The sequence below is a fragment of the Streptomyces sp. NPDC002573 genome, from assembly GCF_042889625.1.
GTDB classification, from domain to species: Bacteria; Actinomycetota; Actinomycetes; order Streptomycetales; family Streptomycetaceae; genus Streptomyces; species Streptomyces gibsoniae.
In genome coordinates this window covers 1-18885 of sequence record NZ_JBIARC010000041.1, presented here as the reverse complement: position 1 = coordinate 18885, position 18885 = coordinate 1, and the positions used below count along the sequence as shown (strand labels likewise).

Genomic DNA, 18885 nt, shown 5'->3' with positions numbered 1-18885 from the left:
GCAACCTCGACGGCGGTTACCGGTGGGCTCCGGTCAGCAGTGGTTGACCAGGGACATCTGCCGGATGTCGTCGTACCAGCCGGAGTCGAAGGTGCCCTTCGCCGTCCATACGTAGCGTTGGGTGTGGTCGGGCAGGTTCTTCACGAACTTGGTCGGGCTCAGAACCGTGAGAACGGCTCCGTTCCTGTCCTTCAGGCGTACGCGCATCAGCCAGGCGTCGTGGTTGCTGCTGCTGGTGACCGTGGCGCGGAAGTAGGCCGTACCGCTCGGGTACACGATCCACCTCGCACCCGAGAACATGGTGCAGTCGCCACTGCGCAGGGTGCCCCAGGTGAAGGACTTCCAGGCCGGCGCATGGGCTGCGGCGTCGGCCGTTCCCACGGTGGGGACCAGGGCGCCTGCCGTCAGGGCGGCGGTGGCCACGGCGGTGGCCAGGAGCTTGCGAGGCCGACGGATCACGCCGGTGCTCCGGATGTTGCTCACTGAATGTTCCTTTCATCACCGTTGGTGGGGGTGCTGGAACAGCATCGGGGCGCCGGTACGGGCGGTCACGAGTAGTTGGCTACTCGAATTGGGTTTCGGGATGGATGTCCTGGTTTGTAGGATCCCCGTGTGGGGGAACTTGCGCGGGAATGGCCGTTGACCGGCCGTACGGAAGAACTGCAGTTCATCGACAGGGCGGCGCGGAGCGGTGGTGGCACACGCGGAGTGCTGCTCTCGGGAGCCGCCGGGGTGGGCAAGACCCGGCTCGCCCGGGAGACGGTCGCCGCGGGCGCGCGACGCGGGGCCGTCACCAGATGGGCGACCGGCACGGCCTCGGCCAGGGCCCTGCCGCTGGGAGCCTTCGCCGCGTGGACCGAACCCGGCGGCGGGGACGCCTCCCGGACGCTGAACCGGACCCTGGACGCGCTGCTCCACGGCGCGGGGCCGGCGGGAGCACTGGTCGCGGTGGACGACGCGCATCTGCTCGACGACCTCTCCGCACTGCTGGTCCACCAGTTGGTGCTGCGGCAGGCGGCTGCGGTCGTGATCACGGTGCGTGCCGAGCACCCGGCCCCGGACGCCGTCACGGCACTGTGGAAGGACGGACACCTGGAGCGGCTGGAGGTGCAGCCGCTGTCCGAACCGCAGACCGCCGCCGCGCTCGAGGCGGTTCTCGGCGGGCCCGTGGACAGCACCACCGCCGGGCGATTGTGGAAGCTGACCCGGGGCAACGCCCTGATCCTGCGCCATGTGGTCGAGAGCGAGCTGAAGGCGGGCAATCTGCGCCAGGTGCGGGGGACCTGGCGGTGGTCCGGGACGCCGTCCGTCTCCCCTGTGCTCGCGGACCTGGTCGCGACGCGCATGGGCCAACTCTCCGGCCATCTGAGGGATGTGGTGGATCTGCTCGCGCTCGGGGAGCCCTTCGACACAGCGCTGCTCGCCCAGCTGGCGGACCCGGCGGCGATCGAGGAGGCCGAGGCGCGAGGGCTGGTGACGGTGGAACAGGCGGGAGACACCCTGTGGGCCGGGCTCGCCCACCCCCTCTACGGCGAGGCGCGCCGCGCGGCCCTCGGCACGCTGCGCGCGCGCCGGCTGCGCGGCCGGATGGCGACGGCGCTGGCCGGCCACCCCGAGCACCACGGTGACAACACGCTGCGCCGGGCCGTGCTCGCCGTGGACTCGGACCTGCCGCCGGATCCGGTGCTCTTCACCGAGGCGGCCGCGCAGGCCGCCCTTCTCATGGACATGCCGCTGGTCGAACGGCTGGCCAGGGGAGCGGTCGCCGCCGGTGCCGGATTCGAGGCACAACTGCTGGTCACGACCGCCCTCGCGGCCACCACCCGCCACGATGACGTCAAGGACGAGCTGGCGGTCCTCACCGCCATGGCCGTCACGGACGCCGAACTCGTCCGGGCGACCCTGGTCAGAGTGCCGGCGCTGGCCTATGTGACGAGCGGGCCCGCCGAGGCGGAGGCCGTGCTGGAGGCGGCGGAGTCACGTGTCGAACAGGACGGCTTCAGGCTCCAGTTGACCGCGCTGCGCGCCTACCTCGAAGCGACGCAGGGGCGCCTGGCTCGCGCCGTCGAGTGCGCCACCACGGCACTGGCCGCGCCGGAACTGCCGGGCGAGCCGGTCATCCTGGCCTCGGTCGGGCTGGTTGCCGCCCTGGCGGTGACCGGCCGCGCCGACGACATGGCCCCGGCCGCCGCCCGGGGCCACGAGGCAGCGGTCCGGTCGAGTCAACTCGGCTTCCTGCGCGCCCCGTTGATCATCGCCGAGACGACGGGTCTGATCCTGGCGGGGTATCTGCGGGAGGCGGAGGACCTCGCGGCCGGGTTCCGGGAAGAGGTCAGGGACCAGGAGTTCGGCAACGAACTCAGCGGTTTCATCATGGGTGATGCCGAACTCGGGCGGGGCCGGGTGGCCGACGCCACGCGCCGTCTCCGGGAGGCGCTCGTGGGCCTGCGGGAACACGGCAACGCCGGCGGGTTCGTGTACTTCTGCCTGCTGTCGCTGACCCGCGCCCTGGCCCTCGCCGGTGATCTGCCGGGCGCCCGGAGCTCCCTGGCCGAGCTGGAGGCCGAGCGGAGCCCGTCGTTCGCCGTCCTCGATCCCGAACTCGCCCTCGTGCGGGCATGGGTGACCGCGGTCGAGGGAGCCCTCACCGATGCCGTCACCCTGGCCCACGAGGGGGCCGACGGCGCGGCCCGTCGCGGCCAGTACGCGCACGAGGTGCTCGCCCTGCAGACCGCGGTCTGCCTGGGGGACGCCTCGGTCGCCGGGCGGCTGGCCGAGCTGGCGGGCCGGGTCGACGGTCCGCGGGTGCGGGCCGCCGCCGCCCATGCGGCCGCGCTGAGCACCGGGGACGGAGAGGGGCTGCGCGCCGTCTCGGTCCGATGGGAGGAGACGGGCGACCTGCTGTCCGCCGCGGATGCCGCCGCGCAGTCCGCGAGCACGCATCTGCGCCGCGGGGAGCGAGCCCCGGCCCATGCCGCGGCCGCCCGGGCCCACCGGCTCGCCCAGGCGTGCCAGGGGGTCCGCACGCCCGCGCTGCTGGAGGCGGCCCGGCCCGTGCCACTGACCCGGCGGGAGCGCGAGATAGCGGTCCTGGTGTCCCGCGGGCTGACCAACCAGCAGATCGCCGACCGGTTGGTCGTCTCCGTACGTACGGTGGAAGGCCACCTCTACCGGATCGGCAACAAGCTCGGCCTCACCAACAGGAGGGAGCTGGCCGCACTGCTCCTGGACGGCTGATCGCCTGTCGGGTCCGGGGCGGAGCCGCGGCGGCTCCGCCCCGAGCGGCCTACGCCAGCCCCGGACCGCGGACCGGGATCGTCGTGAACGTCGGCTGGGGCGCCGGGTCCTTGAAGAAGTCGTTGCCCTTGTCGTCCACCACGATGAACGCCGGGAAGTCCTCGACCTCGATCTTCCAGACGGCCTCCATGCCGAGCTCCTCGTACTCGACGACCTCGACCTTCTTGATGCAGTCCTGGGCGAGCCGGGCGGCCGGGCCGCCGATCGAGCCGAGGTAGAAGCCGCCGTGCGTCGCGCACGCGTCCGTGACCTGGTTGCTGCGGTTGCCCTTCGCGAGCATCACCTTGGAGCCGCCCGCCGCCTGGAACTGCTCGACGTAGGAGTCCATACGGCCGGCCGTCGTCGGGCCGAAGGAACCGGACGCGTAGCCCTCCGGGGTCTTGGCCGGGCCGGCGTAGTAGACCGGGTGGTCCTTCAGGTACTGCGGCATCTCCTCGCCGCGGTCCAGCCGCTCCTTGATCTTGGCATGCGCGATGTCACGCGCCACCACCAGCGGGCCGGACAGCGACAGTCGCGTCTTCACCGGGTACTTGGTCAGCTCCGCGAGGATGTCGTCCATCGGCTGGTTCAGGTCGACGCGTACGACGTCGCCGTCCTGCTCCAGGTGCTCGTCCGTGGTCTCCGGCAGGAACCGCGCCGGGTCCGTCTCCAACTGCTCCAGGAACACGCCCTCGGCGGTGATCTTCGCGACCGCCTGGCGGTCGGCCGAGCAGGAGACCGCGATGGCCACCGGGCAGGACGCGCCGTGGCGGGGCAGACGCACCACGCGCACGTCGTGGCAGAAGTACTTGCCGCCGAACTGCGCGCCGATCCCGATCTTCTGGGTCAGCTCGAAGACCTTCTCCTCCAGCTCCTTGTCACGGAAGCCGTGGCCCAGCTCGGAGCCCTCGGTCGGCAGCTCGTCCAGGTAGTGCGCGGAGGCGTACTTCGCGGTCTTGAGCGCGTACTCGGCGCTCGTACCGCCCACGACGATCGCCAGGTGGTACGGCGGGCAGGCGGCCGTGCCCAGCGAACGGATCTTCTCCTCCAGGAACTTCATCATGGAGGCCTCGTTCAGGACGGCCTTCGTCTCCTGGTAGAGGAAGGACTTGTTGGCGCTGCCGCCGCCCTTCGCCATGAACAGGAACTTGTAGGCGCCGCCGTCCGTCGCGTACAGCTCGATCTGGGCGGGGAGGTTGGAGCCGGTGTTCTTCTCCTCCCACATCGTCAGCGGGGCCATCTGCGAGTAGCGCAGGTTCAGCTTGGTGTAGGCGTCGTAGATGCCGCGGGAGAGGGCCTTCTCGTCCTCGCCCTCGGTGAGGACGTGCTGACCCCGCTTGCCCATCACGATCGCGGTGCCGGTGTCCTGGCACATGGGGAGCACGCCGGCCGCCGCGATGTTCGCGTTCTTCAGCAGGTCCAGGGCCACGAACTTGTCGTTCGCCGAGGCCTCCGGATCGTCGATGATGCGGCGCAGCTGGGCCAGGTGCGCGGGGCGCAGGTAGTGCTGGATGTCGTGGATGGCCTCTTCGGCGAGCTTGCGCAGCGCCTCCGGCTCGACCTTGAGGAACGTTCGCCCGTCGGCCTTGAAGGTGGAGACACCCTCGGAGGTCACCAGCCGGTAGGGGGTGGTGTCCTCTCCCTGGGGGAGCAGATCGGTGTACGCGAACTCAGGCATCTCAGCCCATTCCTCACTCGACAGATGGTGCCCGCCTCCGTTGGCGGGCGCTCACCAGCGTAGAACCTGCCGTGGGCGGTGGGCTTGTGAGGTAAGGCTCAGTTCGGGCGGGCGGCCCGGTGCGTAACGGTTTTCCCCAGGCCGGCGACCGGGGGTAGTCGCGATCTATCGCGTTTGGGTACGCTGCTGCCGTGGACCTTCAGAAGCAGACCGGACCCCGCGTCGCCGAGCTGCGCGCCTCGGACGCCGATCGTGACCGCATCGCCGACATGCTGCGTGACGCCCTCGCCGAGGGCCGCCTCACCGCGGAGGAGCACGCCGAGCGCGTCGAGGGGGTGCTGAACACCAAGACGGTCGGCGAGCTGGAGGTCTTCATCCAGGACCTGCCCGCCGCCCACCAGGGGCGCCCGCGCCCCGCGCACCCCTATGCGCCGAACCGCCCGCAGGACGGCGCCCTCCCGCCCCGGGCCGACGAGAACGTGGTGGCGGTGTTCAGTGCGGCCACCCGCAAGGGACGCTGGCGCGCCGGACGCCGGGTGCACGCGTACTCGATCTTCGGCAGTGTGGAGATCGATCTCAGCGAGGCGATCTTCGAGTACCAGCAGGTCGTGATCAAGGCCGTCTCGATCTTCGGCGACGTCCAGATCCGCGTCCCGGAGAACGTGTCGCTGCGGGGCACCGGCGGCGGCGTCCTCGGCAACTTCGAGGTGCGGACGCTGGATTCGGAGGACCCGCAGGCCCCCGTCGTCTACGTCGACGGCTGGGCCGTCCTGGGCAATGTGGAGGCGCGGCCCAAGCGGGGCAAGCTGGTCGCGGACATCCTCGACCGGGTCTCGGACCGGGTGGACCGGGCGCTGCGCAAACACATGGACCGTTGACGGTTGTGAATTCGATCCCGTCCGCGCGGAGCCGGTCCCGTACCGACGGCCTCAACCGTCCCTGGAGCGCCAGCGGTTCGGAACTCAGTGCATAGGCACGCGCACAGCGGGTAGGCCTTGCTGCATCGTCTCTCGCTCGCGAAGCCGTCGTCAGGAGTAGACCGTGCTGCAACCGCCGCATTCGTCCTTGCAGGTCGCTGACGCTCCGCACCAGCGGGTGCCAGTGCGCGACAGGGATCAGGACGCCCCGTGGCACACGGAGGCGGTGTGCCGGCGGGACGAGGCCGGCTTGTTCTTCGCCCCCTCCAAGGAGCCCACCGCGGCCCGGTTGTCCCGAGAGGAGGCGGCCAAGCGCGTCTGCGCGCGCTGTCCGGTGATGGTGGAGTGCCGGGAGCACGCCCTGTTGCAGCCCGAGCCCTACGGGGTGTGGGGCGGCCTCACCGCAGCGGAGCGGCGTGTGGTGCTGGCCCGGCGGCGCCGCCGCGAGATGGAGCTGAAGAAGGCCGCGCGGGGGACGATAGCGGCCGCCGGCTGAGCCGGAGTCCGAGCCCGGGAGACCGAGCGGGGCCCGTGGGAAGGGCGCGCTCTCCGCACAGAGCGCGCCCCTTGAGCCCTTGGTGCCCGGCGACGAGCCTTGCTACTTGGCCCGGTCGAAGTCGACCGCGCTGTACGCACGCAGCTTGCTCAGCCGGTGCACCGAGTCGATCCGGCGGACCGTGCCGGACTTGGAGCGCATGACGATCGAGTCGGTGGTGGCCGTCTCGGAGCGGTAGCGCACACCGCGCAGCAGCTCGCCGTCCGTGATCCCGGTCGCGACGAAGAAGACGTTCTCGCCGGAGACCAGGTCGTCCGTGGTCAGCACCCGGTCGAGGTCGTGACCCGCGTCCAGGGCCCGCTGCCGCTCCTCGTCGTCCTTGGGCCACAGCTTGCCCTGGATGGTGCCGCCGAGGCACTTCACGGCGCACGCGGAGATGATGCCCTCCGGCGTACCGCCGATACCGAGCAGCAGGTCGATGCCGGTGCCCTCGCGCAGCGCCAGGATCGAGCCGGCGACATCGCCGTCGGAGATGAGCTTGATACGCGCGCCGGTCTCCCGGACCTCCTTGATCAGGCCCTGGTGGCGCGGCCGGTCGAGGATGACGACGGTGACGTCCTCGGGCGCGGAGCGCTTTGCCTTGGCGACCCGGCGGATGTTCACCGAGACCGGGGCGTCGATGTCGACGAAGTCCGCGGCCTCGGGGCCGGTGACCAGCTTGTCCATGTAGAAGACGGCGGACGGGTCGAACATCGTGCCGCGGTCGGCGGCGGCCAGCACCGCGATCGCGTTGGGCATGCCCTTGGCGGTGAGCGTGGTGCCGTCGATCGGGTCCACGGCGATGTCGCACTCCGGGCCGGTCCCGTCGCCGATCCGCTCTCCGTTGAAGAGCATCGGGGCTTCGTCCTTCTCGCCCTCGCCGATGACGACGACGCCGTTCATCGAGACGGTGTGGACGAGGGTCCGCATGGCGCGGACCGCGGCTCCGTCGGCGCCGTTCTTGTCGCCGCGGCCGACCCAGCGGCCGGCGGCCATGGCGGCGGCCTCGGTGACCCGGACGAGTTCCAGGGCGAGATTTCGGTCCGGGGCCTCGGAGGGAACTTCGAGCTCGGACGGCAGGTGATGATTCTCGGTCATCGGAGCGCACCTTTCTGATACGACGACGGCCGGATGAGGGTGATGCCTCATGACTCTATCGTTAGGCAGACAAAATGAGCAGGGGGCCCCACGGATGAGCGGTCCATGTACCTGCGACGATAGGGGCGTGGCAGGTACGAAAGGCAAGCAGCAGACGGTCCGGGGCATGGTTCTCTCCCTGGGCGTCATCGGGCTGGTCGCGGGCATCGTCTATCTCTTCTTCATCCCCCATGACGACCACGCTCCCGACCTCAAGCGGGTGGACTACAGGGTCGAACTGATCACGGCGCGCCGCGCGGCGGCCTATCCGGTGGCGGCGCCCCAGGGCCTGTCCGAGTCCTGGAAGGCCACGTCCGTGCGCTACGAGGGCGACCCCTACAGCGCCTGGCACCTCGGTTTCCAGGACCCCGAGGGGCAGTACGTGGCGGTCGAGCAGTCGACTCAGAAGGCGCAGGCGTTCATCGACGACGCCAGCCAGGGCGCGCACGCGACGAAGATCACGCAGAGCATCGGCGGGCAGACCTGGCAGCGCTACACGGGCGGCCGCTACGACGCGCTCGTCCTCCGGGACAAGGGCGCCACGACCGTGGTGACGGGTACGGCCTCGTTCGCGCAGCTGACGAAGATGGCGGAAGCCCTGAAGACGGGGTGAGACCCCGTACGGCACGCACGAGAAGGGCCCCCGGCGCCATTGACGGGGGCCCTTCTCGTGCGTGCCGTACGGGGCGGACCCGTCAGACGGTGGTGACGACCTGGTCGAAGTCCAGGCGCGGGGAGCGCGGGTACCAGGCGTCCTCGCCCGGGTTGCCGATGTTGACGACCATCAGCGGGGTGTGGTCGTCGTCCAGGAACTCCTTGCGGACGCCCTCGAAGTCCAGACCGGTCATCGGGCCGGCGGCGAGACCGGCGGCGCGGACGCCGATGATGAAGTACGCGGCCTGGAGAGAGGCGTTGAGCCGGGCGCTGTTCTCACGCACCGAGCGGTCGCCGAAGAAGCCCTTGGCCTGCGGGAAGTGCGGGAAGAGGTGCGGAAGCTCCTCGTGGAACTCGTTGTCCGCGGAGAGGATCGCGACCAGCGGGGCGGCGGCCGTCTTGGCCTGGTTGCCCTCCGCCATGTGCTGGACGAGGCGCTCGCGGGCCTCGGCCGAGCGGACCAGGGTGACGCGCAGCGGCGACTGGTTCATGGAGGTCGGGCCGTACTTGACCAGCTCGTAGATCGCCTGGATCTGCTCGTCGGTCACCGGCTCGTCGGTGAAGGTGTTGGCGGTACGGGCCTCACGGAACAGCAGGTCCTGGGCGGCGGCGTCAAGAACGAGGGACATAAAGGGAACTTCCTCAAGATGGCGCTGGATCCCGGAGGGATCGTCTTGCGGTCTCGACGGTAGAGCGAAGACGTTCAAGATTCAATCAAATCGGGGTGTCGGGTGATCGGCTTCACACGGCCGGCCGAACCGCCCGCCGGACCAGCCACCGGGCCTCCGCCGGTTCACTCGCCGCCGTCGGCCCCCTCGGCCCCCGCGTCGTCCCGCTCCTCGGCCAGCGCGGCGTCCAGCCGTCTGCGGGCGCCCTCCAGCCAGGTGCGGCACACCTTGGCCAGCTCCTCGCCCCGCTCCCACAGCGCCAGGGACTCCTCCAGCGTCGTACCTCCGGCCTCCAGCCGTCGTACGACCTCGATCAACTCGTCCCGCGCCTGCTCGTACCCGAGTGTCTCGTCCGTCTTGCCGGTCATGCGCTCTCCCTAAGATCCCTGGTTGTCGGCCCGTACGGTGAACTCGCCCTCGGCGACGCGCGCCCGCAGCGTCTCGCCCGCCGCCACATCCTCCGGCGAGCGGACCACATGCCCGTCGGCCCGCTGCAGCACCGCGTACCCCCGCCGGAGGGTCGCGGCCGGTGACAGGGCCACCACGCGCGCGTGCGTGTGCGCCAGCTCCGAGTCGGCGCGGTCGAGCAGATGCCGCAGCGTGCGCCGGCCGCGGTCGGCCAGCGCGGCGATCTGCTCCGCCCGCTCGTCGACCATGCGGTGCGGGTCCTCCATGCAGGGCCGCGCCAGCGCGTGCGCGAGCCCCCGCTCCTCGCGCTCGACGAGGGCCTGGGCGCACCGCCGCGCCCGGTCCCGCAGCGCCTGCACCCGCTGAAGCTCCTCGCCGACGTCCGGCACGACCCTCTTGGCCGCGTCGGTCGGGGTGGAGGCCCGCAGGTCGGCGACATGGTCGAGCAGCGGATTGTCCGGCTCGTGGCCGATGGCCGACACCACGGGCGTACGACAGGCGGCCACCGCCCGGACGAGCTGCTCGTCGGAGAACGGCAGCAGGTCCTCCACGCTGCCGCCGCCGCGCGCCACGATGATCACATCGACCTCGTCGAGCGCGTCCAGCTCCTTCACGGCCTGCACGACCTGGGGCACGGCGTGCACCCCCTGCACCGGGACGTTGCGCACCTCGAAACGGACGGCGGGCCAGCGGTGCCGCGCGTTCTCCAGCACATCGCGCTCGGCCGCCGAGGCCCGGCCGCAGACCAGCCCGATGAGCTGCGGCAGGAACGGCAGGGGCTTCTTGCGCTCGGGCGCGAAGAGGCCCTCGGCGGCGAGCGACTTCTTCAGCCGTTCGAGCCGCGCGAGCAGCTCGCCGACGCCCACGGGCCGTATCTCGACGGCGCGCAGCGACAGCTGGCCTCTCGGCGCGTACCACTCCGGTTTGGCGTGGACGATCACGCGGGCGCCCTCGCTCACCACGTCGGCGACCGCGTCGAACACCTGGCGGTAGCAGGTGACGGCGACGGAGATGTCGTACGACGGATCGCGCAGCGTGAGGAAGACGACCCCGGCGCCCGGCCGCCGCGACAGCTGGGTGATCTGTCCCTCGACCCAGACGGCCCCGAGCCGGTCGATCCAGCTCCCGATGAGCCGCGAGACCTCGCCGACCGGCAGGGGTGACTCCGCGGACGTGTTCACAGCCATGCGCCGAGCGTAACGGCCGGGTCCGACAACACGGTCGGCACAACCTCTCCCCGAGAGGGCGATCTACGGCGGTCCGGCGCGGCCTTACGATGGTGCGCATGACCGCTTCGTCAGGCCGCCGTGTTCTGCTCGCCGCCCCCCGGGGCTACTGCGCGGGCGTCGACCGTGCAGTGATCGCCGTCGAGAAGGCCCTGGAGCAGTACGGGGCCCCGATCTACGTCCGCCACGAGATCGTCCACAACAAGTACGTCGTGCAGACCCTGGAGAAGAAGGGCGCGATCTTCGTCGAGCAGACGGAGGAGGTGCCGCCGGGCAACATCGTCATGTTCTCCGCGCACGGTGTCGCCCCCACGGTCCACGAGGAGGCCAAGCAGGGCCGGCTCGCCACCATCGACGCGACCTGCCCCCTGGTCACCAAGGTCCACAAGGAGGCGGTCCGGTTCGCCAACGAGGACTTCGACATCCTCCTGATCGGGCACGAGGGGCACGAAGAGGTCATCGGGACGTCCGGCGAGGCCCCGGATCACATCCAGCTCGTGGACGGCCCCGAGGACGTCGCCAAGGTCGAGGTGCGCGACGCCTCCAAGGTCGTCTGGCTGTCGCAGACCACGCTCTCGGTCGACGAGACCATGGAGACGGTCGACGCACTCAAGGAGAAGTTCCCGCAGCTGATCTCCCCGCCCAGCGACGACATCTGCTACGCCACGCAGAACCGTCAGCTCGCGGTGAAGCAGATGGGCGCCGAGGCGGACCTGGTGATCGTGGTCGGCTCCCGCAACTCCTCGAACTCCAAGCGGCTGGTCGAGGTCGCCAAGCTCGCGGGCGCGCGTGCGGCGTATCTCGTGGACTTCGCCGACGAGATCGACGAGGCCTGGCTCGACGGCGTGTCGACGGTCGGCGTGACCTCGGGCGCCTCCGTCCCCGAGGTTCTGGTCGAGCAGGTCCTGGAGTGGCTCGTGCAGCGCGACTTCCAGGACGTCGAGATCGTGAAGGCGGCAGAGGAGTCCATCACGTTCTCGCTGCCCAAGGAGCTTCGCCGCGATCTGCGTGCGGAGGCGGAGTCCCTGGTCGCGGAGCGCACCGGCGAGAAGTGACGGCCCCGGCGCACACGGCGCGGGGCGGTCGGGGTACGGGCACAGGCCGGGGAGAGACGGCCCGCCACACGTCGTACCGTGGTGCCCATGCAGATCTTCGGCGTTGACATCGGCGGATCCGGAATCAAGGGCGCTCCCGTGGACCTGGAGCGGGGCGAGCTCGTGACGGAGCGCTTCAAGGTGCTCACTCCGCATCCGGCGACGCCCGAGGCGGTGGCGGACGGCGTGAAGGAGGTCGTCGGCCACTTCGGCTGGACCGGTCCGGTCGGCGTCACGTTCCCCGGCGTGGTCACCGGGGGCTCCACCATCCGCACGGCGGCGAACGTCGACAGGAGCTGGATCGACACCGACGCGCGCGCCCTGTTCGGCCGGCGGCTGGGCGGTCTGCCCGTGACCCTGCTGAACGACGCCGACGCGGCCGGCGTGGCCGAGATGCGGTACGGCGCGGGCCGTGACCGCGACGGCACGGTCATCGTGCTCACGCTGGGCACCGGCATCGGCAGCGCGCTGTTCGTCGACGGCACCCTCGTCCCGAACACCGAGCTGGGCCATCTCGAACTGAACGGTCACGACGCGGAGAAGCGTGCCTCCACGAAGGCCAAGGAGGACCACGAGCTGACCTGGGAGCGCTGGGCGAACCGGGTGCAGAAGTACCTCGCCCATGTGGAGATGCTGTTCTCCCCGGAGCTGTTCGTGATCGGCGGCGGCGTCAGCCGCAAGTCCGAGAAGTTCCTGCCGCTGATCGAGGGCATCAAGGCGGAGATCGTCCCGGCGCAGCTGCAGAACAACGCGGGCATCGTGGGCGCGGCCATGCGGGCGGCGCAGGCCGCGTAGGACCCCGGACGCGGGCGGGCGCCGCGGCGGTATGAGCCCGCGGCCCGCCCGCGCCGTTCCGTCCTCGGCCCCTCTACCGCTTCCGCTCCCGTGCCCGAACCGCGCCGCTCAGGCTGTCCGGCGGCGTTGTGCGACCCGCCGGCGCATCACACGCACCCGGCGCACGGTCGCGATGACACCTGCCACGAGCGTGCCGCCGTAGAGCCAGCCGGCCTGGGTGGCGAGCGCGGTGACCAGCGCCACCAGGCGTCCGCTGAGCCCTCCGGAGCCGTCGACCACGGTCAGCAGTCCGACGGCGAAGGCGATCGGCACCACGATCGGCGCGATCACCAGGTCCCCGCCCCGCACCCACAGCGCGGTCAGCATGCACACCGGCAGGAACAGCACGCCGTAGACCGTGAGGGACGAGTCGAACAGCAACTGGTCCACGCATCCGATCGTCAGCATCACGGCCGCGCAGAACAGCCCGCCGCCGAGGCCGGTGAGCCGGGGGCCGGGCAGCTGCCGTACCGCCTGGCCGACGGCCGGTGCGTTGCGTCGTGCGGCCGAGGGGGACCGCTGGGGCCCGCCGCTGCCCCGGCCGGCGGACCGGACGGGCGGGCCGGAAGGGGAGGGCCGGGCGGCCGTGCCGGAGCGCACCGACGCGGCTCCACTCCGTCTGCCCTGCGGGGGAAGGGGTGCGCTGCGTCGCGGTCCGTGCTGCGGGGGTCGCGTCCTGTGTTGCTCCACTGGACCAACTTAGGTCGGTTTATGTGCGGAATGACCCCTCAGACACGCCGTTGTCACGAGCTTGGCCAAGCGTTCGATACGTCGCCGGGGTGGGGTCCGTTACGCCGTAGACTGGTGGATCGGCCCGCACACACTCCTGACGGACCCGGGCCCCCACCGCCCAGTCCAGTCCAGTTCCACTCTCACGTACGGGAAGTCGCAACGTGTCGCTCACGATCGGAATCGTCGGTCTGCCCAATGTCGGCAAGTCGACCCTGTTCAACGCCCTGACCAAGAACGACGTGCTGGCGGCCAACTACCCGTTCGCCACGATCGAGCCGAACGTCGGTGTCGTGGGCGTCCCGGACGCCCGTCTCACCAAGCTGGCCGAGATCTTCAAGTCGGAGCGTGTCCTGCCCGCCACCGTTGACTTCGTCGACATCGCGGGCATCGTGCGCGGGGCGAGCGAGGGCGAGGGCCTCGGCAACAAGTTCCTGGCGAACATCCGTGAGTCGGATGCGATCTGCCAGGTCATCCGCGCCTTCAAGGACGAGAACGTCGTGCACGTGGACGGCAAGGTCTCGCCGAAGGACGACATCGAGACGATCAACACCGAGCTGATCCTCGCGGACCTGCAGACCATCGAGAAGGTCCTGCCGCGTCTGCAGAAGGAGTCGCGGATCAAGAAGGACGTCGCCCCCAAGGTGAAGGCCGTCGAGGAGGCGAAGGAGATCCTCGAGAAGGGCGACACGCTCTTCGCGCACGGCATCGTCCAGGGCAGCGAGCGCGCGGAGCTGCTGCACGACCTGCACCTGCTCACCACCAAGCCCTTCCTCTACGTCTTCAACGTCGACGAGGACGAGCTGACGGACGACGCCTTCAAGAACGACCAGCGCGCGCTGGTCGCCCCCGCCGAGGCGATCTTCCTGAACGCCAAGCTGGAGGCGGACCTCGCGGAGCTCGACGAGGAGGAGGCCCTCGAACTCCTCGAGTCGGTCGGCCAGCACGAGCCGGGCCTCGCGACCCTGGCGCGCGTCGGCTTCGACACCCTCGGTCTGCAGACGTACCTGACCGCGGGCCCGAAGGAGTCCCGCGCCTGGACGATCAAGAAGGGCGCCACGGCCCCCGAGGCGGCCGGTGTGATCCACACCGACTTCCAGAAGGGCTTCATCAAGGCGGAGGTCATCTCCTTCGACGACCTGGTCACCACGGGCTCGGTCACCGACGCCCGCGCCGCGGGCAAGGCCCGCATGGAGGGCAAGGAGTATGTGATGCAGGACGGCGACGTGGTGGAGTTCCGCTTCAACGTTTAGTCGGCGCTCTAGCATCGGCGTCACGATTTAGCAAATATGCAGGTCAGGCGGGGTCGGTCCCATTCGGGGTCGGCCCCGTTGCTGTATCGGCCGCTGGATCCGTGCTGGATTTCTGACGTCTCGTTACCTGTCGTCACCCCTGGTTATCCGTACCGGTGCGGGATCGGTGCTGGATTGAGCTGACGGGCTGTCAGGTGTTGGGGGGTGTCCGGCTACGGATTCCGTTGCCGACGGGGTGTTGCGGGCCGTCGTCGGCGGTGTCGGTGCCGTGTGGGTGTGCGCTGGTGCCGTTGCCTATCGACGGCGTGCATCACCTCGCTGACCTGGCGGACATGCAGGTCATAGGTAGTGGCGGATACCCGCCGGCTCCCGTGGGGGCATCGTGCTGGGAAGGCCTGCTCCAGAAGAAGGCTTGGGTGCAGATTGGCCTTGACCGCGGCGCGCTGCGGTCAAGGCCAATCTGCGTCCACGGTCAGCCGGATCTGAACCAACAGATGTCGATGAAATCGCCGGGGTCTTCTCGCACTGCCATCTCTTTGGCAATGCGAATCAATATCTCATCCTTCGGCAAGTCCCACGCGACCAGATCCTCGTCGGCATTGGAACTCGGTTCCCCCACCTTCACGCCCCGCTCGATCATATCTGAGACAAGTCGCAGAGTTACTTGCTGGATCTGGTGTTCCGTACTTCCCGGTCCGGCGATATTCTCGGCGGCGTCCCGAACGATGTCGAAATAGACGAGAGACTCGTGTGTGTAATTCACGAGATAGTCAAGCTCTTCGGCGTAGGTCTCTTCCGGCACGATCAATCCTCCTAGTGCTTGGCATGATACCGCTTGAAGCCGAACTCCTTGCCCACATCCCCGGTGAGGTCGATGGTGTAGTCGCTCTGACCGCCCGAACTGCTGAAGTTCCGGAAGTTCACATTGCCGCCGCCGAACTCCCAAATCTCCACGGCACCCTTTCCGGGCACTTCTTTGACCCTGTCCGGGGCGCCGAACTCCTGCCGGATGTCGTTGGCCATCTTCTGGAGTTCTTCCGGGGTGACGATTTGCACGCCCTTGCTGTCCTCGTACCCGAGCGCCTTTCCCCCGGGCATGAGAATGTCCTTCGCCTTCCCGAGCTTCCCGAGTCGCGAGGCTTCGACAGCTGCTTCCACCCCCTCCTCGATCTTCTTGGCGGCCTTGAGCTCGCCGGCGGCGGGGAGGATGACCATGGCGGCGGAGGCGCATTTGCCGAGGGCCGGGTTCTTGATGCAGTCCTTGATGTCGTTGAGGCCGAGGAGTTCCCAGGTGATGGCGGTCAGGGTCGGGTCGGGTGGGGTGGTGTCGATGACGAAGTCGCCCGGGGCGAGCGCGCAGGGCAGGAAGCCGGCGATCTCGTGGTTGGGGCTCGGGGTGCAGCGCCTTGGCTGCTTCTTCTTCGCCTCTGCTTGGGCTTTGCGTGCTTCTTCGGCCTGGCGTCGGGCTTCGGCTTCCTCGGCCCGGCGCTTGTCCATCGTGATCTGCCAGGCCTGCTTGGCCTGGGCTTGGGCTTCCTTGGCGCTCTTGCCGGCCGCGACGGCGGAGTCGTGGGCGTCGGCTGCCGACTGGTCGGCCTGTTCGGCGGAGGTGCGAGCGTAGTTGGCGTTGAACTCGGCCTGGGCGGCGGATTCGGTGGCGTTGTCGGCGTCGCGGTCGGCGGCGTCGGCGGCGTTGCGTGCCGTGGTTGCGGACGTGGCGGCCTGGTTGGCGGAGTTCTCGGCCTTGGTGGCGGCGATGTCGGCGTCGTGTGCGTAGCCCTGGGCCTGGTGGGCGGAGTTGGCGGCTTGGTTGGCTGCCTTCTTCGCGTCGGTTTCGGCCCTGTGGGCGTCGGCCGCGGCCTTGGCGGCGAGCCAGCTGTTCTGGCGGGCCGTGGCGGCGATGCCGGATGCCTCGGCGATCAGGCGCTGCATCTGGGCGTCGTGGGTGGCGGCGAGCTGGTCCTTGCGGTCGGCCATGTACTGGCCGGCCTGGAGGAAGTCGTGCAGTTCGTCGGCCGGGCCGGACAGGGCGATCTTGGCGGCTGCCTGGACTTCCGGTCCGCCGTCGTTGACCAGTTTGGAGGCGGTGACGCGTTCGTCGTCGTTGCGGGCGCCGTACTGGCCGGTGGTGATGAAGGCGGCCAGCGTCTTGGGGTCGTTGGTGGCCAGAGCCGCTTTGGAGGCTTCCTTGACGCCGGGTCCGCCTGCGTTGTTGATCTGGGAGACCTTCACGCGCAGATCGTCGTTGGCGACCGTGTACTGGCCGGTTGTGTAGAAGTCGGAGATCTGCTGGTCGCTGCCCTTGAGCACCTCGGTGGCGGCGGTGCGCACCACCTCGTAGGGGCTGTCGGTGCTGAGTTCGTAGACCTTCTCGCGGGTCTCTTGTGTCTTGGCCTGCTGCCAGCCGGTGCGCAGGTATTCCAGGACGTCGTCGTCGGTGCCGGACAGGGCCCGGGTGGCCGCTGCCTGGCTGAACGGCCCGAGCTCCTTGAGCGCCTTCAGGGCGAGCTGGCGGCCCTTGACCGCGAGGGCTTTGGTGTCCGTATCGGGCCTGGCGGCTTCCGCCGCGAGGGCTTGTGCGGTGTCGTCCAGGCCCCGGGCGTCCGCCAGGTCGGCGGCGGCCTCGGAGGTGAAGTCGTCTGCCTGGTCCTTGCGGGTCCTGGCGCGTTCGATGGCGGCGTTGGTGCGGGTGGTGAGGTCTTCGGCCTCGCTCTTGCGGGCGATGTCGTACACCTTCTTGGCGGTTGCCACTGCCACGTCGGCGGTGTCGGCGGCCTGCTTGGCGGCTAGCGCCTGCTTGTCGGCCTGCTTGGCCGCGTCCGCTGCCTGGCCGGCGTGCTTGGCCGCGTCCTCCGCCGCGTCTGCCGCCTTGTTCGCGTGCTCAGCCGCCGAGTTCGCAGCGTCACGCGCGGCGTAGGCGGCGTTGGCGGACTCGTCGGCAAGCGCCTGGGCTGCGTTGGCGGCGCGGTTGGCCTCCGCCGCGTGGCGGCGGGTCTCCGCGGCCGCCTGCGCGGCCTCCTGCGAGTGCGCCCCGGCCGCGTCCGCAGCCGCGTTCGCCTCATCCGCCGCGTCAGCGGCCGCGTTCGCATCCGCGCCGGCGGCCAGCGAGTCCGCAGCGGCGGCCTTGGCTGCCCGGGAGGCGTCCCCGGCCGCCTGGGCCGCCTGCGCCGACTTGGCTGCCAGCAGGGCCGTCGCCCGCGCGTTCGCCGCCGCGTTCTTCGCATCCTGGGCCTTGCCCGCATCGCCGGCGGCCGCCGCGGCGGCGTTGTAGGCCCGGGAGGCGGCGTTCGCCGCGGCCGCGGCCGCACTGGCGGTCTGCGCGGCCGCCGCCGCAGCAACGCGCGCGGACTCGTTCGCCGCGTTCGCCGCACCGATCGCCTCCTGCGCCGCACCAGCAGCAGCCCGCGCAGCATCCGCCGCCTGCCGGGCCCTGGCCGCAGCCACTTCGGAGTCGCCCTTCGCGGCCTGAGTCTCCTTGGCCGCCCGTTGTGCGTCCGCCTTGGCCAGGGCGGAGGCCGCCTTGGCCCGCGCCGAGGCCGCCTTGGCTGCCTCGGTCGCGGCCTGGGCCCGCACCCCGGCCTTCTGCGCCTGGTCCAGCAGCTGCTGGATGGTGGCGTGTTCCTGGTCCTTGTTGCGGGCCACGAACTGCCCGACCTCCAGGAACTCCACCAGGTCGTCCGGGGTGCCCTGCAGAGCCAGCTTGCCGGCCGCCTTCACCGCCGGCCCGCCATCGTTGATGGTCTTCGAGACCTCGACTCGGTCGTCGGTCTCCCGCGCCTGGTACTGGCCGACCTTCAGGAACTGCGCGACGTCCTCCGCGCTGCCCTTGAGGGCAGCGATACCGGCCTCCTTGACACCCGGACCACCGAAGTTGATGACCCGCGAGGCCTCCACCCGCTGGTCCTCCTGCAGCGGCGCCTTCCACCCGCTGATGAGGAAAGCGCGCACCGCACCCGGGTCGGGGTCCTTCAGCGCGTTCTTGGCGGCCTCCTGCACGGCGGGACCGCCCACGTTGACGATGCGGCTGACGTCGACGCGGTCGTCGTCGTTCTGGAGGCTGTCTCTCTCGTCCAGGAACTTTTTGACGTCCTCGTCCGAGCCGACGAGGGCCTTCTCCGCCGCCGCTTTGACGCCCGGCCCACCCCAAGTCCACAGGTCCACGACCTGGCCGCGCTCGGATACCGGTGCTCCGCCGTCGTCCGGGTCATCGTCCGCCACAGCCGGTACCGCGCTGAACAGGCCGGCGGTGAGCGTGATCGGCAGGAGGACGGTGCATGCCCGGCGCAGGCCGTATGCCCGCCCCCCTGTTCCCGCGGTCGTGTTCCTGGATGGCGCTGCCCATGAGCGCAGAGGCCGTTTCACAGGCCTACTCCCCCTGAATATATGTGAGATCAGTCATAAGTCGGCACGTGTGCGGATGCGGCTGGTCGGGCCGTGCACCCGTTGGCAGAAAGCGGTGACCGCTGCGGCCGAGCG

General features: G+C 70.2%; 16 protein-coding genes. 7 read left to right on the top strand and 9 right to left on the bottom strand.

Annotated features, from left to right (window positions below):
* Nucleotides 1-33: 33 nt before the first annotated feature.
* Entirely contained in the window at nucleotides 34-483 is a 450-nt protein-coding gene (locus ACFYX0_RS30960; protein ID WP_355909645.1) for a DUF6294 family protein, read from the bottom strand.
* A gap of 129 nt (nucleotides 484-612) precedes the next feature.
* Between ACFYX0_RS30960 and ACFYX0_RS30955 the strand changes: the two genes are divergently transcribed.
* Nucleotides 613-3237 carry a LuxR C-terminal-related transcriptional regulator gene (locus ACFYX0_RS30955; protein WP_388975000.1) on the top strand — a complete coding sequence of 875 codons (2625 nt, stop codon included), beginning with the start codon at nucleotides 613-615 and terminating at the stop codon, nucleotides 3235-3237.
* A gap of 49 nt (nucleotides 3238-3286) precedes the next feature.
* Here ACFYX0_RS30955 and ACFYX0_RS30950 read toward each other — a convergent pair whose 3' ends face one another.
* On the bottom strand, nucleotides 3287-4954 hold the full coding sequence (locus ACFYX0_RS30950) for a fumarate hydratase (protein WP_355909651.1): 1668 nt from the start codon (nucleotides 4952-4954) through the stop codon (nucleotides 3287-3289).
* Between the two features lie 191 nt (nucleotides 4955-5145).
* Between ACFYX0_RS30950 and ACFYX0_RS30945 the strand changes: the two genes are divergently transcribed.
* The gene (locus ACFYX0_RS30945) at nucleotides 5146-5832 is read left to right on the top strand and encodes a DUF1707 domain-containing protein (protein WP_388974997.1); all 687 of its coding nucleotides are present in this window, start codon (nucleotides 5146-5148) and stop codon (nucleotides 5830-5832) included.
* Between the two features lie 163 nt (nucleotides 5833-5995).
* Nucleotides 5996-6367: a WhiB family transcriptional regulator gene (locus tag ACFYX0_RS30940; RefSeq protein ID WP_311698632.1), complete on the top strand. Its 372-nt coding sequence runs from the start codon at nucleotides 5996-5998 to the stop codon at nucleotides 6365-6367.
* 102 nt (nucleotides 6368-6469) lie between these two features.
* Here ACFYX0_RS30940 and glpX read toward each other — a convergent pair whose 3' ends face one another.
* Nucleotides 6470-7504 (bottom strand): class II fructose-bisphosphatase, encoded by a 1035-nt coding sequence (gene glpX / locus ACFYX0_RS30935; RefSeq protein ID WP_355909658.1) that lies wholly within the window; start codon nucleotides 7502-7504, stop codon nucleotides 6470-6472.
* A gap of 127 nt (nucleotides 7505-7631) precedes the next feature.
* Between glpX and ACFYX0_RS30930 the strand changes: the two genes are divergently transcribed.
* The gene (locus tag ACFYX0_RS30930; RefSeq protein ID WP_355909661.1) at nucleotides 7632-8156 is read left to right on the top strand and encodes a DUF4245 domain-containing protein; all 525 of its coding nucleotides are present in this window, start codon (nucleotides 7632-7634) and stop codon (nucleotides 8154-8156) included.
* A gap of 82 nt (nucleotides 8157-8238) precedes the next feature.
* Here the strand turns inward: ACFYX0_RS30930 and ACFYX0_RS30925 are convergent, their stop codons facing one another.
* The 3 genes from ACFYX0_RS30925 to xseA form a co-directional block, all read right to left on the bottom strand.
* A complete protein-coding gene (locus ACFYX0_RS30925; protein ID WP_311698635.1) occupies nucleotides 8239-8826 on the bottom strand; it encodes a malonic semialdehyde reductase in 588 nt (195 codons plus the stop codon).
* Between the two features lie 164 nt (nucleotides 8827-8990).
* Nucleotides 8991-9233 carry an exodeoxyribonuclease VII small subunit gene (locus ACFYX0_RS30920; protein ID WP_388974995.1) on the bottom strand — a complete coding sequence of 81 codons (243 nt, stop codon included), beginning with the start codon at nucleotides 9231-9233 and terminating at the stop codon, nucleotides 8991-8993.
* A gap of 9 nt (nucleotides 9234-9242) precedes the next feature.
* Nucleotides 9243-10460 (bottom strand): exodeoxyribonuclease VII large subunit, encoded by a 1218-nt coding sequence (gene xseA, locus ACFYX0_RS30915; protein WP_388974993.1) that lies wholly within the window; start codon nucleotides 10458-10460, stop codon nucleotides 9243-9245.
* Nucleotides 10461-10549: 89 nt separating this feature from the next.
* Here xseA and ACFYX0_RS30910 point away from each other — a divergent pair, with 89 nt between their 5' ends.
* Nucleotides 10550-11554, top strand: a complete 1005-nt coding sequence (locus ACFYX0_RS30910) for a 4-hydroxy-3-methylbut-2-enyl diphosphate reductase (protein WP_388974990.1) — start codon at nucleotides 10550-10552, stop codon at nucleotides 11552-11554.
* Nucleotides 11555-11641: 87 nt separating this feature from the next.
* Nucleotides 11642-12388, top strand: coding sequence for a polyphosphate--glucose phosphotransferase (gene ppgK / locus ACFYX0_RS30905; RefSeq protein ID WP_388974987.1), 747 nt, complete (start codon nucleotides 11642-11644; stop codon nucleotides 12386-12388).
* A gap of 108 nt (nucleotides 12389-12496) precedes the next feature.
* On the opposite strand, the gene ACFYX0_RS30900 is transcribed toward ppgK, so the two are convergent.
* On the bottom strand, nucleotides 12497-13117 hold the full coding sequence (locus tag ACFYX0_RS30900; RefSeq protein ID WP_388974984.1) for a DUF6542 domain-containing protein: 621 nt from the start codon (nucleotides 13115-13117) through the stop codon (nucleotides 12497-12499).
* 203 nt (nucleotides 13118-13320) lie between these two features.
* Here ACFYX0_RS30900 and ychF point away from each other — a divergent pair, with 203 nt between their 5' ends.
* The gene (ychF, locus tag ACFYX0_RS30895) at nucleotides 13321-14409 is read left to right on the top strand and encodes a redox-regulated ATPase YchF (RefSeq protein ID WP_311698641.1); all 1089 of its coding nucleotides are present in this window, start codon (nucleotides 13321-13323) and stop codon (nucleotides 14407-14409) included.
* A gap of 472 nt (nucleotides 14410-14881) precedes the next feature.
* Here the strand turns inward: ychF and ACFYX0_RS30890 are convergent, their stop codons facing one another.
* Together ACFYX0_RS30890 and ACFYX0_RS30885 are read right to left on the bottom strand one after the other, a co-directional pair.
* Entirely contained in the window at nucleotides 14882-15211 is a 330-nt protein-coding gene (locus tag ACFYX0_RS30890) for a hypothetical protein (RefSeq protein WP_388974981.1), read from the bottom strand.
* Nucleotides 15212-15222: 11 nt separating this feature from the next.
* Entirely contained in the window at nucleotides 15223-18627 is a 3405-nt protein-coding gene (locus ACFYX0_RS30885) for an ALF repeat-containing protein (RefSeq protein WP_388974978.1), read from the bottom strand.
* Between the last annotated feature and the right edge of the window lie 258 nt (nucleotides 18628-18885).

What these genes read in the sequence shown, in the direction of transcription:
- ACFYX0_RS30950 (WP_355909651.1), bottom strand. Translation starts at nt 4,954, where the DNA reads ATGCCTGAGTTCGCGTACACCGATCTGCTCCCCCAGGGAGAGGACACC.
- glpX (WP_355909658.1), bottom strand. Translation starts at nt 7,504, where the DNA reads ATGACCGAGAATCATCACCTGCCGTCCGAGCTCGAAGTTCCCTCCGAG.
- ACFYX0_RS30925 (WP_311698635.1), bottom strand. Translation starts at nt 8,826, where the DNA reads ATGTCCCTCGTTCTTGACGCCGCCGCCCAGGACCTGCTGTTCCGTGAG.
- ACFYX0_RS30920 (WP_388974995.1), bottom strand. Translation starts at nt 9,233, where the DNA reads ATGACCGGCAAGACGGACGAGACACTCGGGTACGAGCAGGCGCGGGAC.
- xseA (WP_388974993.1), bottom strand. Translation starts at nt 10,460, where the DNA reads ATGGCTGTGAACACGTCCGCGGAGTCACCCCTGCCGGTCGGCGAGGTC.
- ACFYX0_RS30910 (WP_388974990.1), top strand. Translation starts at nt 10,550, where the DNA reads ATGGTGCGCATGACCGCTTCGTCAGGCCGCCGTGTTCTGCTCGCCGCC.
- ppgK (WP_388974987.1), top strand. Translation starts at nt 11,642, where the DNA reads ATGCAGATCTTCGGCGTTGACATCGGCGGATCCGGAATCAAGGGCGCT.